The organism is Segetibacter aerophilus, from assembly GCF_007991655.1.
Lineage (GTDB): Bacteria > Bacteroidota > Bacteroidia > Chitinophagales > Chitinophagaceae > Segetibacter > Segetibacter aerophilus.
On record NZ_BJYT01000025.1, the window covers coordinates 38,144 to 54,545 of the forward strand.

The 16,402-nt window shown below is 37.4% G+C and carries 14 protein-coding genes; 13 read left to right on the plus strand and 1 reads right to left on the minus strand.

Features of this window, described 5'->3' with window-relative positions; translation table 11 throughout:
- The first annotated feature begins 2 nt into the window (after positions 1 to 2).
- From rfbG to SAE01_RS20765, 11 genes are all read left to right on the plus strand, one after another.
- Positions 3 to 1,094: a CDP-glucose 4,6-dehydratase gene (gene rfbG, locus SAE01_RS20715; protein WP_147205719.1), complete on the plus strand. Its 1,092-nt coding sequence runs from the start codon at positions 3 to 5 to the stop codon at positions 1,092 to 1,094.
- Between the two features lie 14 nt (positions 1,095 to 1,108).
- On the plus strand, positions 1,109 to 1,873 hold the full coding sequence (locus SAE01_RS20720; protein WP_147205720.1) for a TylF/MycF/NovP-related O-methyltransferase: 765 nt from the start codon (positions 1,109 to 1,111) through the stop codon (positions 1,871 to 1,873).
- Positions 1,874 to 1,880: 7 nt separating this feature from the next.
- On the plus strand, positions 1,881 to 2,807 hold the full coding sequence (locus SAE01_RS20725; protein ID WP_147205721.1) for an NAD-dependent epimerase/dehydratase family protein: 927 nt from the start codon (positions 1,881 to 1,883) through the stop codon (positions 2,805 to 2,807).
- Positions 2,807 to 3,613, plus strand: coding sequence for a transketolase (locus tag SAE01_RS20730; protein ID WP_147205722.1), 807 nt, complete (start codon positions 2,807 to 2,809; stop codon positions 3,611 to 3,613). The genes SAE01_RS20725 and SAE01_RS20730 overlap by 1 nt, the downstream gene beginning before the upstream one ends.
- Positions 3,610 to 4,515 (plus strand): transketolase family protein, encoded by a 906-nt coding sequence (locus SAE01_RS20735; protein WP_147205723.1) that lies wholly within the window; start codon positions 3,610 to 3,612, stop codon positions 4,513 to 4,515. The genes SAE01_RS20730 and SAE01_RS20735 overlap by 4 nt, the downstream gene beginning before the upstream one ends.
- A gap of 131 nt (positions 4,516 to 4,646) precedes the next feature.
- Positions 4,647 to 5,762: a UDP-galactopyranose mutase gene (gene glf / locus SAE01_RS20740; RefSeq protein WP_147205724.1), complete on the plus strand. Its 1,116-nt coding sequence runs from the start codon at positions 4,647 to 4,649 to the stop codon at positions 5,760 to 5,762.
- 186 nt (positions 5,763 to 5,948) lie between these two features.
- Positions 5,949 to 7,292, plus strand: coding sequence for a sugar transferase (locus tag SAE01_RS20745; RefSeq protein WP_147205725.1), 1,344 nt, complete (start codon positions 5,949 to 5,951; stop codon positions 7,290 to 7,292).
- A gap of 219 nt (positions 7,293 to 7,511) precedes the next feature.
- Positions 7,512 to 9,863 (plus strand): SLBB domain-containing protein, encoded by a 2,352-nt coding sequence (locus SAE01_RS20750; RefSeq protein WP_147205726.1) that lies wholly within the window; start codon positions 7,512 to 7,514, stop codon positions 9,861 to 9,863.
- 11 nt (positions 9,864 to 9,874) lie between these two features.
- A complete protein-coding gene (locus SAE01_RS20755; protein WP_147205727.1) occupies positions 9,875 to 10,942 on the plus strand; it encodes a Wzz/FepE/Etk N-terminal domain-containing protein in 1,068 nt (355 codons plus the stop codon).
- A gap of 82 nt (positions 10,943 to 11,024) precedes the next feature.
- Positions 11,025 to 11,843 carry an FkbM family methyltransferase gene (locus tag SAE01_RS20760; RefSeq protein WP_147205728.1) on the plus strand — a complete coding sequence of 273 codons (819 nt, stop codon included), beginning with the start codon at positions 11,025 to 11,027 and terminating at the stop codon, positions 11,841 to 11,843.
- Positions 11,844 to 11,854: 11 nt separating this feature from the next.
- Positions 11,855 to 13,273, plus strand: a complete 1,419-nt coding sequence (locus SAE01_RS20765; protein ID WP_147205729.1) for a right-handed parallel beta-helix repeat-containing protein — start codon at positions 11,855 to 11,857, stop codon at positions 13,271 to 13,273.
- A gap of 85 nt (positions 13,274 to 13,358) precedes the next feature.
- Here SAE01_RS20765 and SAE01_RS20770 read toward each other — a convergent pair whose 3' ends face one another.
- A complete protein-coding gene (locus SAE01_RS20770; RefSeq protein ID WP_218029211.1) occupies positions 13,359 to 13,904 on the minus strand; it encodes a TylF/MycF/NovP-related O-methyltransferase in 546 nt (181 codons plus the stop codon).
- A 325-nt stretch (positions 13,905 to 14,229) separates the two neighbouring features.
- Here SAE01_RS20770 and SAE01_RS20775 point away from each other — a divergent pair, with 325 nt between their 5' ends.
- Positions 14,230 to 15,066 carry a methyltransferase domain-containing protein gene (locus SAE01_RS20775; RefSeq protein WP_147205731.1) on the plus strand — a complete coding sequence of 279 codons (837 nt, stop codon included), beginning with the start codon at positions 14,230 to 14,232 and terminating at the stop codon, positions 15,064 to 15,066.
- A 106-nt stretch (positions 15,067 to 15,172) separates the two neighbouring features.
- The gene (locus tag SAE01_RS20780) at positions 15,173 to 16,378 is read left to right on the plus strand and encodes a lipopolysaccharide biosynthesis protein (RefSeq protein ID WP_147205732.1); all 1,206 of its coding nucleotides are present in this window, start codon (positions 15,173 to 15,175) and stop codon (positions 16,376 to 16,378) included.
- Positions 16,379 to 16,402: the final 24 nt, after the last annotated feature.

The following is a 16,402-nucleotide window of genomic DNA, read 5'->3' on the forward strand; positions in this document are numbered from 1 at the left end:
AAATGTTCGATACCTTCAAACAAACATACCAGGGAAAAAGGATCTTTTTAACAGGCCATACGGGCTTCAAAGGGTCGTGGCTGCTGAAAATATTAACAGCATTAGGAGCAGAAGTAAAAGGGTACGCGCTTCCGCCCATTACTAAAAACGATCTATATAACTTAGTTAGCGGCGATACTCTTTGCCAGTCTATAATTGCTGATCTCCGTGACCGAGAGAGGTTAGCAAAAGAAATTACTGAATTTGAACCTGATTTTATTTTTCATCTCGCAGCCCAACCGCTCGTTAGGCTTTCCTATAAAATACCCGCCGAAACCTTCGAAGTAAACGTAATTGGTACAGCAAACTTGCTGGACTCGGTACGAAAATTAAAAAAGCCTTGTAGCGTAGTATTAATAACCACTGATAAGGTTTATCAAAATAATGAGTGGGTTTATCCGTATCGGGAAAATGACTGGCTTGGCGGGTACGATCCATACAGCGCAAGTAAAGCTTGTAGCGAATTAGTGATTGATTCTTATAGAAATTCCTTCTTTAATGTAGCAGAATATTCAAAGAATCTGAAAGGTGTTGCTGTAGCAAGAGCAGGCAATGTAATTGGTGGTGGCGATTGGTCGCAAGACCGGCTAGTGCCTGATATAGCAAGGTCGCTTGGGTCGGGTGAGAAAATTAAAGTTCGCAATCCTTCCTCCATACGCCCGTGGCAGCACGTGCTTGAGCCTTTAGTAGGTTATCTTGAGTTAGGAAGGAAACTGTTTTTTCATCCACAACAATTTTCACAGGCCTATAATTTTGGTCCCTTATCAGGCGACTCTCTTTCGGTACAAACGATTGTAGATCTTTCAATAAAAATCTGGGGAACAGGCGGGTCTGAAACTCTTAATGTTGTTGGAGAACCACATGAAGCAGGCCTGCTTAAATTAGACATTAGTAAAGCAACGACCGAGCTTGGTTGGCAACCTAAATGGAATGCAACGGAAGCTATAAGACAAACGATAGATTGGTATAAAACATTTTTCTCGTCTCCTGAGACTATTCATTCATTTACTGACGCCCAGGTAAATCAGTACCTTAATGATCAGGCAAAAGACTAACAAAATTTATTAGCATGCGACCAGAAGAAATTCAGGCAAACTTGGCTAACCACACTGCAAAGGAGATTGAACTCTTTTCCGAATATGGAAAGTTTTTTGATGGTTCACCTCTTTCAGTGTCTTCTAAACTTCAAAACTTTTCCAAGTACATAAGGAGGCAAGACCTCTCGCGATTTCTGGCTAAGCACGAACTGTTCAAGTTACAGCTAAACCTCCCTGGTTCTATTGTTGAGTGTGGCTGTTTTCAAGGTGGGGGTACTCTTGCATTTGCTCAACTATCTGCTATTTACGAACCCTATAACCATACACGAAAAATTATAGGTTTTGACTCATTTGCCGGTTTTCCAGAAGTATCGGAAAAAGATAAAAACCTTCATCGCAGCTATGCAAAAGGTGACTTGAAAGTGTATGAGGGCATTGAGGAAGAAATCACACAGGCGATCGATTTGTACGATAAAAACAGGCCTCTTAATCACCTGCCTAAAATAGAATTGGTAAAAGGAGACGCTTTAGTAGAGATACCAAATTTTATACATCGAAATCAGCATTTAATAGTAAGCATGCTGTATCTCGATTTCGATATTTATGAGCCCACAAAATTGGCGCTTGAGCAAATAGTGCCGAGAATGCCCAAAGGTGCTGTACTCGCTTTTGATGAGTTGAACGCAAAAGTTTTTCCCGGTGAAACAGTTGCTTTGTTGGAGACGTTGGGAATAAAAAACGTTGCCCTACGTAAGACAATGTTTGATGCCTACATTTCATATGCTATTATCGAGTAGTCGTTAGATGAGCAAGGTTTTGATAAGCGGAGTGAGCGGCTTTCTAGGTTCTTACATAGCTGAAAGGTTACTACGTGATGGTAATGAAGTTATTGGTCTGAAACGTTCAACTTCTAACTTATTCAGATGTGAGAACTTTGTGGAGCAAGTCGTTTGGATAAACGTAGATGAGACTAATTGGAAACAACAAGTCCTTAAACTTGGACCTGACATCATCATTCATTCAGCTTGGTCAGGTGTAAGTGCAGATAAAAGAGTTGCATGGAAAGAGCAGCTTAGCAACCTGGAAATGGTTTTAGACTTGTTAGAATTAGGAGCTGAATTAAAAATTTCAAAATTCATGGGCCTCGGGTCGCAAGCGGAATACGGAACCTTTTCTGGTAAGGTGGATGAAAGCTATTCCGCCAATCCTAATACAGCATATGGCGCAGTTAAGTTAATGGCTTCTACCTTGGCGAAAAGTTTCTGCGAAGCGAGTAACATTAACTGGTATTGGTTAAGACTATTTCCAATGTTTGGCGAGAAGGAAGATCAAAATTGGCTGATCCCTTCTGTAATTAAATCTATACTGGATAAAAAAAGTATGGATTTGACCCCAGGTATGCAGAAGTACGCTTACTTATATGTCAAGGACTTTGCGGAATACGTGGCTATACTAATTGGCAAAAACTTAAGCTCTACTGCGGCCGGTGTCTATAACATTTCCTCTGATAGAGCGATTACATTGAAAGAGCTAATTGAAAAGATAAGAGATCGTATCGATGCGAGTGTTACATTAAACTTCGGAGCACTGCCTTATAGGTCTTATCAATCAATGCATCTTGAAGGTGATATGTCTAAATTTAATTCCACTATCGAAAGGATCAAGTTGACTGATTTCGACAAGGCGTTATATCAGACAATTGATTACTACATAAACAAAGCACACCACTGATGGATTCTAAGTCTCTTGCATTGCAGGTCCGTATGAAAGTGCTTGAGATGGTTCATCACGCAAATGCATCGCATGTAGGAGGCGCTTTTTCGATGGCTGACATTCTTGCTGTTTTATATAACGAAGTGCTTACCATAGATCCTCAACATCCTGGCGATCCTCATCGAGACCGGTTTTTTTTATCGAAAGGACATGCCTGCTCTGCCCTTTATGCAACATTGGGCTTACAAGGATTTTTCCCATTGGAACAGTTAGATACCTATGCAATGGACGGCAGCATGTTTTTGTCGCACACCAGCCACAAAATACCCGGTGTTGAAATTTCATCTGGTAGTTTGGGTCACGTGCTTTCTATTGCTACCGGTGTTGCTTTTGCTGCTAAACTTAAAAAGACAACTTTTAAAGTAGTCTGCCTGGTAAGCGATGGTGAATTAAATGAAGGATCAAATTGGGAACCTATTATGCTTGCACCGCAGCATAAGTTGGACAACCTTGTTTTGATAATTGACTACAATAAGATTCAAAGTCTGGGTTTTGTAAAAGATGTAATTGACCTAGAGCCGCTACGGGCAAAATTCGAATCATTTCGCTGGGAAGTAGTAGAAATCGATGGACATAATCACGAGGAAATTACTGACACCGTAACTACAGTAAGCAACAATAAGAATGGTATACCTAAAGTTATTATAGCGCATACCATTAAAGGAAAAGGTGTCGATTATATGGAAAACACAATACTCTGGCATTACCGTTCTCCTAACATTGACCTTTATAATAATGCCCTTAAACAGCTTGGCACTACATGAGAACGGCTTTCATAAATCAACTAATTGAGGAAGCAAGAAAAAACGACCGGGTTTTTTTAATAGTTGGTGATCTTGGCTTCAGTGTAGTTGAACCTTTTGTACAAGAGTTTCCTGAACGTTATTTAAACGTTGGTGTCGCTGAACAAAACATGGCCGGTTTTGCTGCGGGCTTAGCCTTGGAAGGTTATTGCGTTTTCATCTATTCAATTGGCAATTTTCCAACGCTTCGTTGCATGGAGCAGATACGTTACGACATCTGCTATCACGATCTGAACGTAAAAATAATTGCTGTGGGTGGAGGATACTCGTATGGTGCGCTGGGCCCCTCGCATCATGCCACTGAAGAAATCGGAATGCTTCGTACAATACCAAATATAGTGGTCTGCGCTCCGGGAGACCCACTAGAATCTCAAAGGATTACAACCTTTTGTACGAACCATATAGGCCCTTGTTATGTTAGGTTAGGGAAGGCAGGAGAACCTGTAGTACATGAGGATTTAGCTGAGTTATCTATTGGAGATATTATCGAAGTTAAACAAGGAAAAAATACGGCTGTGTTCTCAACCGGTTCAATGCTTAAGTATGTGTGCGATTTTGTAAATGATAATGATCTGAACGCTTCAATTTATAGTTTCCCCTTCGTTAAACCAATCAATAAAAGTCAACTAAAGGAAATCCTTGAAAGTTATCAATCGATCATTACTATTGAGGAGCATCAATCGCAGGGAGGATTTGGATCTGCTATATTGGAACAAGCAAATGACTTGTTGAATGAAGGTTCTATAAAAGCCCTTCCAAAAATTAAACGCATTGCAATTAATGATAAGTTCTATTCTATCGCGGGTTCACAAAAATATCTAAGGGAAGCTGCCGGGTTAGTGTTAGAAAAATTCTACTTCTAATTTTAAATGCCAGAATTCTCAACTAGCTCTTATCATACGTTCATCCCTTTTAAGAGTTTAGTTCATTCATCAAATAATAGGTGGCACTATTATTTTTTACACTTCAGGGTTTTTAAAATAAATTTTAATAAATGAGTTTAAGTAGAGAATACGATTACCTCGTTGTAGGAAGTGGATTGTTTGGTTCTGTATTTGCCCACGAGGCAAAGAAAAGAGGTAAGAAATGTTTGATTATAGATAAGCGCGATCACGCCGGCGGTAATGTTTATTGTAAAGAAGTGGAAGGAATTAATGTGCATCAATATGGAGCACATATTTTTCATACCAATGATAAGCAAATTTGGGATTATGTAAATTCTTTTGTTGAGTTCAACAGGTATACGAATACGCCGGTGGCGCTCTATAAGGATAAGCTGTATAATCTTCCTTTTAACATGAATACCTTTTACCAGTTGTGGGGAGTGAAGACACCGCAGGAAGCAAAAGATAAAATACAATCTCAGATTGAAGCCCTTGATATTAAAGAGCCTTCAAACCTCGAAGAGCAGGCGCTCTCACTTATAGGACCTGACATTTATGAGAAGCTTATTAAGGGCTACACCGAAAAACAATGGGGAAGATCAGCAACAGAACTTCCGGCCTTTATTATTAAAAGACTACCCGTAAGGTTTACTTACGATAACAATTACTTTAATGATAAATACCAGGGCATCCCTATCGGTGGATATAACAAATTGGTGGAAGGTCTTCTAAAAGATATAGAAGTACGTCTGAGTGTTGATTATTTCGAAAACAGGGAAGAATGGAACGCTTTAGCTGACACAATTGTTTTTACAGGTAAGATCGATCAATACTATAACTATGAGTTTGGACAGTTAGAGTATAGAAGCCTGAAGTTTGAGCATGAAACACATGATGTTGAAAATTACCAGGGTAATGCCGTTGTGAATTATACTGAGCGGGAAGTGCCTTTCACTAGAATTATTGAGCACAAGCACTTCGAGTTTGGAACACAACCAAAAACGGTAGTAACTAAAGAATATCCTGAAGAGTGGACATCAGAAAAGGAACCTTATTATCCTATTAATGATGCTAAAAACACATCTACATTTAAAAAGTACCAGGAGCTGGCGGATAAGGAAACGAATGTGATTTTCGGTGGAAGATTAGCTGAATATCGCTACTACGATATGCATCAGATTATTGGATCTGCCTTGAAACAGGTGTCAGTACATTTTCAAGAGTAACCATTTATACTCTTTTAAAAAACAGTTCAAAAAAGCTTTAAAGGCTGAAGAGAGAGTGTCACAACGATGTCGGGAAAAGTTATTCGGACCACCAACTAAAAATACTTTTTATAACTCTCTTCGCCCTTTTTAAGTTCAAATAAACTTTTATCAATTATATCTCGTTAATGGGTATAATTGTGAAACATGTCTCAACGATATTCTAAGTATTCGCCTGCCATTGTTCTAATATTAGACCTCCTAATATTAAACCCTACGTTATTGATAAATTTTTCTATTATCTCTAACGATGAAATTCGTTCAACATTATTTTACCAGTTATTTTTTACTTACAATATTTCGTGGATCCTTATTGCTTTTTCAACTAGTAACATGCACTTCGCCCGGCCCATTAACTATTGGGGGAGCTTACAAAAAATTATCACTTCATCTTTAATTCACCTGGTAGTTGTTTTGGGAACATTGTATTTGCTAAAGCAATACCACTTAGGAAGATTATTTTTCGCTACCCAATTTGTATCGTTTTCCCTAATACTACTAGTTCAAAGAATTGCAATTATTTACGGCGTTAGTTATCTAAGGGTTAAGGGTTACAATAGGAGAAAAATTTGGTTGCTGGGTGATACAGAAGTTGTACAAAGAGTTGAACGATCTTTTAGCAACCACCCGGAATATGGTTATAATTTAATCAAACCTCTCCCAAGAGATTTAAGCGAATACTCGAAACAGGAGATAAAAAGCTTTATAACCTTTAATGAAATTGACGAGCTATTTATTTGCTTTAAAGAAATCAAAAGAGAATTTATAAATGATGTGTTGGAATATGAGAAGATGGGATTGAAGATAAAAATGATCTCAGACCTTCAAATAGATTCGGCCAATACTCAGTTATTAAGTTACCACAACTTCCCTGTAATACATATTTCGTCGAGCCCGTTTGAAGACCAAAAAGCCAAACTTACAAAGAGAGCATTCGACCTTGTTGTCTCGTCTTTTATAATGATCTGCGGCCTCCCAATCTTTTTATTATTGGTACTGATCACTAAAATAACTACCAAAGGGAGAGTTTTTTACATGCAGGAAAGGATAGGAAAAAACGGCGTTCCATTTTATATATTCAAGTTTAGAACGATGCATTTAAACGCGGAAAGCAATGGACCGCAACTGGCAAAAGAAAATGACCCGCGCGTAACAAGTTGGGGAAGGATCATGAGAAGAACGAGGTTAGACGAATTACCCCAGTTTCTGAACGTTTTTATCGGGCAAATGTCTGTGGTTGGACCAAGGCCGGAGCGACGTTTTTTTATTGAGCAGATAATCCAAAAGGCGCCCGAATATAAAAACTTGCTTTCCATCAAACCGGGAATAACTTCTATTGGGCAGATCAAATATGGCTATGCAGAAAACATTGATCAAATGATACAAAGGATGAAATTTGACCAGGTTTACTTAAAGAACCAAAAGCTGACCGTCGACTTAAATATCATTATGGCTACTGTGAGATTTATTATTGAGGGCAAAGCGAAATGAATTTTTCAAGAACAAAAATTTTCATTAATTGGTCAGGTAATCGATAAGAATCAGCGCAAAGCTTTACAAATAATTTTGAATAATTCTATTTCAAACCCTTTAAATTGCGGTTCTTTTAAATAAGAATCTGAAATTGTGAAGTTCAAATTGTTTTTTACCAGTATTCTAATTTTACTGTCTTTCTCTCTTTTTGCTCAAATACCTTCTTTACCTTCTAATTTGTCGAACGTTAAATCTTCTGATGTTACTGAAGAGCAACTGACACAGATAAAAAGCTATCTAAGTAAAAATAATTTATCCGCACAACAAGCATACGACCTGTTATTAGCCCGGGGAATGAGCCAGGCTGAGGCAACAACTCTAAGAGGAAGGCTGGAGGTAATCGGCAACTCGGGAAGTAGTGGCAACACTTCGCTGCCCGAAGAGAACAGCAGGGGCGGCGAAAGACGGGTCTCCGACACCTCAAATAAGACTATACAAGTTGTTAATCCCAGGAAAATATTTGGCCTCGAAATCTTCAATAACGGAGTGCTCTCATTTGAACCTAATATAAGTATTGCAACTCCCGTCGGTTATGTGATCGGACCTAATGATGAAATCAACATTAATATTTTTGGCTACCAGGAGGCAAAGTATAATCTTAAGGTGGGTCCAGAAGGTGACATAAATATTCCTTATGTTGGAGTTATGTATGTGGCCGGACTTACTATAGAGCAGGCAACTGCAAGAATAAAAAGTCGGCTTAGCAACGCAGGATATGCTAATATAAAAACAGGTCTTACAAAGGTTAGCGTAACAATAGGAAGAATTAGAAGTATTAAAGTAACCATTTTAGGAGAAGCCAAAAAGCCGGGCACATACACGCTACCGTCTTTGGCGACTGCATTCAATGCGTTGTACCTTTCTGGAGGCCCAACGGAGATGGGAAGCATGAGGAACATTGAAATTGTTCGGAATGGAAGAGTTGCAGGAATTTTAGATATCTATGATTTCCTTGTGAAAGCAGATCAGAGAGCAAATCTTCTTTTGCAGGACCAGGATGTTATTCGAATACCTGCTTATAAAGTAAGAGTTTCCCTGGAGGGAGAGGTAAAAAGAACGGGATTGTTTGAAATGAAAGCAAACGAGAGTCTTCAAACTTTATTAGAGTTTGCAGGAGGTTTTTCTGATAGCGCATATACTGCGAGCATAACCGGTTACAAGGTAACAGATGTCGAAAACAGAATAATAGATATTGCTCAAAATCAGTTTGCTACATATAAACCAGGTCGCTCTGAATCGTTTGTCGTTAAAAAGATTTTGGGCCGCTTTATTAATCGTGTAACAATATCTGGAGCAGTATACTTACCGGGAGATTATGAGTTAACTGAAGGCATGACATTAAAAGAGTTGATTAACAAGGCACGAGGTTTAAAGCAAGATGCATACAATGGTCGAGGTTTGATCCTTCGAAGCAGGGAAGATCTAACTCCTGAATATTTATCTTTTAGCCCGATAGAAGTTGTTAGGGAAGCATCCTCAAACCTTGTTCTTAGACCAAATGACAGGGTAACCATTTCTTCAGTAGGTCAACTAAGAGAAAACACGACGGTAAGTATAAATGGAGAAGTTAGAAATACGGGCGAATATCCTTTTGTCGAAAATATGTCTTTAAAAGACCTCATACTTCTGGCAGGTGGTTTTACAGATGCTGCCATCCCACAAAGAATTGAGGTTGCCCGACGGCTGAAGACTGACTCCTTTAATATCAGTGATATTAAAGTGTCAGAAGTATTTAATATTACTTCTTTGAATGATCTGCAGGAAAGAGGTTCAGACATAAAATTGCAGTCATACGATGCTGTAATTGTAAGAAAGAACCCTGCCTATCAACCTCAAATAAGTGTGAGCGTCGAAGGAGAAGTTCCCTACCCTGGCGCCTACGTTCTAAAAAATAAGAATGATCGAATAAGTGATGTTATTAAAAGAGCCGGAGGTCTTACTTTGCAAGCTTACGAGCAAGGAGGGTATGTAACAAGAAGAAACAATAAAACTTTAATAAACGAACTTAATAGTCAGAAAATAAATACAATTCAGGAGACCTTGAAGGATACCTCGCGATTTGTAGAACAGCAGGTTGAGCGAAAGTTTGACCAAATTGCTATTGATCTGACGACAATCTTGGCTTCTCCCGGATCGAAAAACGACCTGGTTTTGGAAGAGGGAGACATTATAACCATACCTAAGGAAAAAATGGACGTTAGAATAAGCGGACAGGTTTTATTTCCTACCAGGGTTGTGTACCAGGAAAAATTAGACTTAAAAGACTACTTAGGCCGTGCAGGAGGTGTATCTGAAAACGCACGCAAGTCGAAAATCTATGTTTTGTATCCTAACGGTAACGCTGCAAAGACCAGTCACTTTTTGTTTTTTAGAAGCTATCCGAAAATAACTCCAGGGTCAGAGGTGATTGTACCAAAAAAGCATGAGGTAGAAAGAAGAAGACTATCTACAGGTGAAGTTATAGGTATCACAACGGCAATAACGTCATTTGCTGGGGTCTTAATTAGTTTATTGATAAATCTTAAGTAAGAACACCGATAATGTCCACTGCGGTAGCCAAAGAAATAACACTCACAGAACTTTTTACCTGGACAAAAAGACTTGGAAAACACTTGTTATCTAAGTGGTGGTTAATTGCCTTAGTAGCAATAATTATGGGCATATTAGGGGTGTTATATGCGTGGTCGACAAAACCGGTGTATGTTGCTGAAATAACTTTTGCTACTGAAAATAACAACAGTTCTCAGTTAGGAATGTATGCTGGAATAGCATCGCAATTTGGTCTCGACCTGGGAGGAGGTGGAACAAGCGGGGTTTTCGAGGGCGAGAGTCTAATGGAATTATTAAAGAGCCGGACAATGGTAGAAAAGACCCTATTATCTCCTTTCAATAAGACTTCACAAGAGCTGATGGTTGAAGTTTTTTTAGAAAGTAATAGTCGCAAGTGGAGAGATAAACCTTCTACAAAAAACATGAAGTTTGAAACATATCCTCAAAAAGCCGATCGTAATAGAGATAGCATAATGAAGAATGTATTCGATCGAATCACTAAGAAGAACCTTCAGATAGAAAGAAGAGACAAGAAAACAAATTTCATCACTATTCAGATGAAAGATGTCAACGAGTTATTTGCAAAACGATTTGTTGAGATACTCGTAGAAAACGCACTGCAGTTTTATAGCGATTATAAAAGTAAAAAAGCTCGTCAAAACTTGCGAATAATAGAAACACAAACAGACTCTGTTAGAAGATTGCTTTTTGGAAACATCAGTGAAGTAAATACAATAAATGACTTAAACGTAAACCCGTTAAGACAAGTAGCAAGGACGGGTGCACAGCGAAAACAGATAGATGTGCAGGTAAATGCGACTCTGTACGGAGAACTGCTAAAAAACCTCGAATTATCAAGATTAGCACTAAGAAAAGAAACCCCTTTAATTCAAATAATTGATGCTCCTATTCTTCCCTTAGAAAAAATAAAACCCGGCAGACTTTTGACTGGACTGGTATTTTCCTTTATCGGTATTTTTATTATTTCTGTTATTTTAATCCTGAGATTTATTGTTCGGGAGCCGGTTGGGAAACAGCCAATACAGGTACAAGTATAACTTCATACTTCAATAAGCTTTAGCCCACTACAAGGAAAAAATTAAAACGAAAATTTTTTCTCCTCCACCACAATAACATTGTATGAATAGACGAGTTGCGGTTATTAAGAATACACTTATTCAAAAAGAGTTTGGAGGGGCATTGAAAGAATGGCTTTTAAATACTTTTTCGCCTCCTTGTGAAGTCCTTTCAAACTTCAAAATAACTACAATTGACAAGTCGGATAATTCTTACTATAAAATATATATAAAGGGTTATAGCATGCCGATCTTTCTTTCCAAAGAATTGGACTTCCATGTGATACAACACGTGGTGTCTGAGCAGCTCTATCATTGGAATTGGCATTACTATGAAATTCCTGAGACTACTGTTGAGGCAGGAGATATAGTATTTGATTGTGGAAGTGCAGAAGGCATTTTTACCTTTTTAGCATTTCCGAGAGCAAAGCATGTGTATGCCTTTGAGCCTTTAGAAGAATACGTATCAGGACTTGAAAAAACGTTTGAAGGGTTAAGCAATGTCTTAGTTGTAAACGAAGCGTTGGGTGACAAAGTAGGTGAAATCTATTTAAAGAAAGACGGAATTGCCTCTACAATTTCTAATGTAATGACCGACACAAAGATTAACATCAATACTATTGATAATTTTTGCAAAACAAAAAATGTTCCTATTAATTATTTAAAGGCAGATATCGAAGGTTACGAGCAGCAAATGCTCGATGGAGCCATGGATGCAATTACTCAGTTTAAACCAAAAATTGCAATCACAGTGTACCATAAGGAGAACGATGTTCCGAGGATAGTAAAGCAGTTAAGATCTGCAGTACCTGAATATAAAATTAAACTGAAAGGACTAACAGACACTTTGAATAAACCTGTTATGCTTCACGCCTGGATGTAATATTATTAGTTATGCCTTTTAAACAATCTTTTTCAGTCAGCACTATTAATGAACTTGTTAAGTACAATAATGCTCATACCGAGATTATTTTTGTAGATGATAATGTAAGAACAAGTGGTAACCCTTTTAGGTGGGCGGGAAATACATTAAAGGCAAACGGTGGAACTACTCATCCTGGATTGGGTGGCGTTTGGGAAATGATGTTTGACGGACCTGTTAATGTAAACTGGTTTGGAGCATTATCAAACGGTAAAAACGTAACTAAAGAATTTCAATTAGCCATTGATTTTGCCCATCAAAGAGGTAAAAGCGTGTATGTACCCGGCTACGAGGAAGTCAATTATTACCAGTTGGGCCAAATAAATCTGTACGATAATTCAATCGTGTATGGTGATTATAGGAGAACAGTTATTGTACCTGCCGACCATGCAGTAAAAAAAATTTTTAACATTGAAGGGAAGAGCTATAGTAAAGAAGTAAAGACATACAACAATATTTATCGCCTTACTATTTTAAATCAGGTAAAAAATGGGCCAATAACAGTTGAATGCACGGCACTGCATTTTAAATACTGTGATGAAGTTCATTTAAGTGAATTAATTATTGATGGGTTTGATATAAATATGAATATAGAAGACAGTAATAGCATTTATGGAAGAGATATACGCGCACGCGGAGCAAGTAGAAACAACGTGAAAATTTCCTTTCACCAACCTGCTGTTCCCTTTATTGGTAGCTGGGTGTCTATGAGTGGATGCGAGTTTAATGGTGGCAATTTTTCTCACGCTGGTCGTGAAGAAAAATTCTCAGTATATATTGAGAACATGTCTTCAGTTACATTTGATAAATGTATAATAGCAGGAAATGCTGGCGGCGGAATTAAATTTAGCCAGACATATTTGAAACCGGCAAGCAAGATAGATATGGGCTTTGTAGTAATTACTGGCTGCGATATTGATAGCAATCACGGCTCGGGTATTCGCGGTGAGTATGCAAGAAACTGTGTAATTAAGGGAAATTGGATTTCGAGTGGACGTGAGCAAAAAGCTTCAGGAATTGATTTATTCAATTGCGAGTCTTGCTCAGTCACAGACAATCAATGTTTCTATAATGGCAGCAACGGACTGCTAATCACAAATTGCAAATACCTATCTGTATCAAATAATATTTGTACGAATAACGGTGAGGGCAAAAGCACAAATGGTTGTGGGATAAAATGCGTGAAGTCAACTTATAATACTTTCACTAGCAACATTTGTATCGCAAAGAAATACGATTGGCCAAACGGAAATCAAATATTTGGAATTTCATCTGACGAAGGCTCTGATTATAATGTTTTTTCATCAAATATTGTAACCTCAAACAACAAACCTTTACAACTTCAGGGAAAAAATAATACTTCAACCAATAACATTATTGACAATATCTAACAGTGCACGTTGGATATAAGGAGAAGAAAGTAGATGTAAAATTGTATACACAGTAATCCTCGAATTCACCATTCATCACCTAACGCTACTTCGAAAAGATTACACTGCCCCAACCATCAGCAATTGGAATTGGAGACAACTTATTCTCAGCAGCAAATTCCTGCACTGCTTTTTTTGCTCCCGGATATTCTTTGTTGTTATAATCGTGAACTAGAATATAGCCGTGTTTCGTTAGCCTTGGGTAAAAAAAATTCAACCCATCATAAATGGGCTTATATAAGTCGGCATCAAGACTTACAAGGCAAAATGTTTCATTTTCAAGACCTAGGGCAGTTTCAGGGAAGTAACCTTTTTTGATTATACAATTACTTTTATTCTTCATTCCTGCCAGTACAGTATCAATGCTTGTGTCTTTAAAATTATGGGCAGTCTCTTTATATTTTGTAGGCTCATTGGCTGTTTGAAAGTCTAACTCACTAAATCCTTCAAAGGTGTCGAAAAGGTATAAGATTTTTTCAGGGAAAGACTGATTTAATAATCTTGCAAATTCACCTTTAAAAACCCCTACTTCGGCAACATTGCCATCAAGGTTTTTATCATGAATTTCATTAGCTAGTAAATTCAGTGTCATGCATCTTACGTAATCCATTTTTCTAAGAGGATCAATGTATAAAGTCTGATCATGATTTACTAAAGGTCGTGATAGGATTACAGATCTTTTGTTTAGTATTTTATTTATTGAGTAGATTATTTGCTTCAACATATCTTCTTAATTTTTTAGGCCAAAACCGAATACCTATTCGTTAAATGTCGGTTTGATTGGAATTACTTTTTTTCATGTTTACCTTATTCTAACCTATAATTGCCCAGAAATCTGGGCGTAAATCAAATGAAATTCAACCCTTTTCTGATTAACTCAATGCTTTAAGTAGTGCTGCCTAATTATTCGTGTTCTTATGTTCAAAAGTATTAAAAAATACATCCATACAGTAAGCCATAATCCCTCTTACTGGAATCTTCTATATTTTCTGTCATCCGTATTTGCTGTCAATAGCTTTAAGGAAAGGTTATTAAAAATTAGGGCGGAGCGGAATTTCTTTAAAAAAGTGGGATATCATACCACTGTGGCAAGAGGACCTTTTAAGGGTATGAAATATCCAAGACTGAAATCCAGTTATAGCGAAATGGCTCCTAAATTGCTTGGCAGCTATGAAGCAGAGCTATTTGGTCCTCTTGAAGAAATTACCCGAAAAGAGTATAAGCAGGTGATCGACATAGGCTGCGCAGAAGGATACTATGCAATTGGTCTTGCATTAAAAATCCCTACCTCAACCGTCTATGCATATGACATTAACCCTAATGCTTTAAAAATGTGTAAAGAAATGGCTATCGTTAATAACGTTCTTAATAGAGTTCATTTAGGAGAAAGATGTACAAATGAAACCTTGAAAAACTTCAAGTTTGAAAACACATCTTTGATAGTTTGTGACTGCGAGGGCTATGAATTGGAACTGTTTACCAACGAGAATATTAAGAATCTTAATAGGTGCGATTTCTTGATAGAACTGCATGATATTTTAGGGCTACCTGTTAAAGAAAGACTTCTCCCTGTCTTCAGAGACACACACAACATTCAATTGATTTCTTCAGAAGTACGAGACCCAAATCTGTACCCTGAACTTGAGGGAATGGAAGAAATTGAGAAGAAAATAGTCCTATCAGAATGCAGAGACGGACTGTTTGGAAGCCGACATATGGAGTGGGCTTATATCACTTCTAAAAACATAGCCTAAAGAAGTCTAGCTCTAAAAAATCTTAGGCCCCCTAATAACATTGGTCTTTCTTTTGTCTAGACACCTTCCAAATAATATTATAAAACATTCCCCTCCTTAAAAACATTTGAAAACAGTTTATCTCGACAGTTTTTTCGGATTACTTAATAAATTCTTCTACTATGGCCTCCGTGTTTTGATCATTTTCCTTTTTTCTGAAAAAGCCACTACCACCGACTTTGCAACTTTTATTTATGTTTTAAATATTGTGGAAATTGCCAGGCTATTACTTGATTTTGGGATCGACTCTACCTATACAAGAAATCTTGCCAGGATGAGTGATGAGGAAGCAAAAGAGTGTGTAGAAATAATTATTTCACAAAAGCTACTACTCTCCATCTTTAGCAGCGGCGTAATGGTTACAGTATTTTATTTTTCAGGTATTACTAATGTCAGTTTACTCGTCTCGACAGCTTTTATTTTACCACTCATTTCTGCAAACTCCTTTGTAAATATTTTTTTTCAATCGAAAAACAATAATAGAATTTTGTCTGGTTATTATATTACCGCCTTTTTACTTTCGGGACTAATGATATATATGTTCTCCTCGAAACTTGAGTATTATTTCATTTACGCTTTAATGGAAATTGTCTTTTTTATGATCTTAACCTATGCGGTATATAGAAAGACTAATTTTAAATTAAAGTTCATAACGTTCACTGAGATGCGGAAGACGTATCAAACTTCCCTGTACAACGGCAGCAGTCAAACAGTGGTGACGATATACTCCAAAACTGATTTGCTATTTATACAAAAGCTTTCCTCCGCTATAAATGTTGCGTATTATGGCTTCTTTATGCGTATTATGGACCCATTGTTAATGGTTGCGTCGGCCTTAGCAACTTCAGCATACAGTTTTTTTTCGAAAGAGATTGATTCTAAAGACAAGCCAACAATTAAAAGGAACCTTCGACAATATCTCCTTGTTACCTTTATTTACGCATGTTTCATCTTGGCAGTAATAACCTTTTTGTTACCCTTTTTGCTAGAAGTCATAAAGAGTAAATACAAGATTAGCTCTTCAATCGCATTTTTTTTTGGCTTAGCAACAGCTATTCGGATAATCAGTGCTGCACAAGGAAGCATCTTGCTTTCAATGGGTAAGTTTAATTATACCTTCAAAATTGCCCTTATAAATATCTGCTCGCTTTTTCCATTCTATTTTGTACTTATTCCAATGTTTAATATCAGGGGAGTATTGCTTTCAATAGTTGCGAGTGAGCTAATATGCGTTGTAATTAAATTGCGAACTTTAAAGCCTATATTATTTTAAAGTATTTCACTACATACAGCACTA

Coding starts and splice junctions, on each gene's coding strand:
- rfbG (WP_147205719.1), top strand. CDS start 3: ATGTTCGATACCTTCAAACAAACATACCAGGGAAAAAGGATCTTTTTA.
- SAE01_RS20720 (WP_147205720.1), top strand. CDS start 1,109: ATGCGACCAGAAGAAATTCAGGCAAACTTGGCTAACCACACTGCAAAG.
- SAE01_RS20725 (WP_147205721.1), top strand. CDS start 1,881: ATGAGCAAGGTTTTGATAAGCGGAGTGAGCGGCTTTCTAGGTTCTTAC.
- SAE01_RS20730 (WP_147205722.1), top strand. CDS start 2,807: ATGGATTCTAAGTCTCTTGCATTGCAGGTCCGTATGAAAGTGCTTGAG.
- SAE01_RS20735 (WP_147205723.1), top strand. CDS start 3,610: ATGAGAACGGCTTTCATAAATCAACTAATTGAGGAAGCAAGAAAAAAC.
- glf (WP_147205724.1), top strand. CDS start 4,647: ATGAGTTTAAGTAGAGAATACGATTACCTCGTTGTAGGAAGTGGATTG.
- SAE01_RS20745 (WP_147205725.1), top strand. CDS start 5,949: ATGTCTCAACGATATTCTAAGTATTCGCCTGCCATTGTTCTAATATTA.
- SAE01_RS20755 (WP_147205727.1), top strand. CDS start 9,875: ATGTCCACTGCGGTAGCCAAAGAAATAACACTCACAGAACTTTTTACC.
- SAE01_RS20760 (WP_147205728.1), top strand. CDS start 11,025: ATGAATAGACGAGTTGCGGTTATTAAGAATACACTTATTCAAAAAGAG.
- SAE01_RS20765 (WP_147205729.1), top strand. CDS start 11,855: ATGCCTTTTAAACAATCTTTTTCAGTCAGCACTATTAATGAACTTGTT.
- SAE01_RS20770 (WP_218029211.1), bottom strand. CDS start 13,904: ATGACACTGAATTTACTAGCTAATGAAATTCATGATAAAAACCTTGAT.
- SAE01_RS20775 (WP_147205731.1), top strand. CDS start 14,230: ATGTTCAAAAGTATTAAAAAATACATCCATACAGTAAGCCATAATCCC.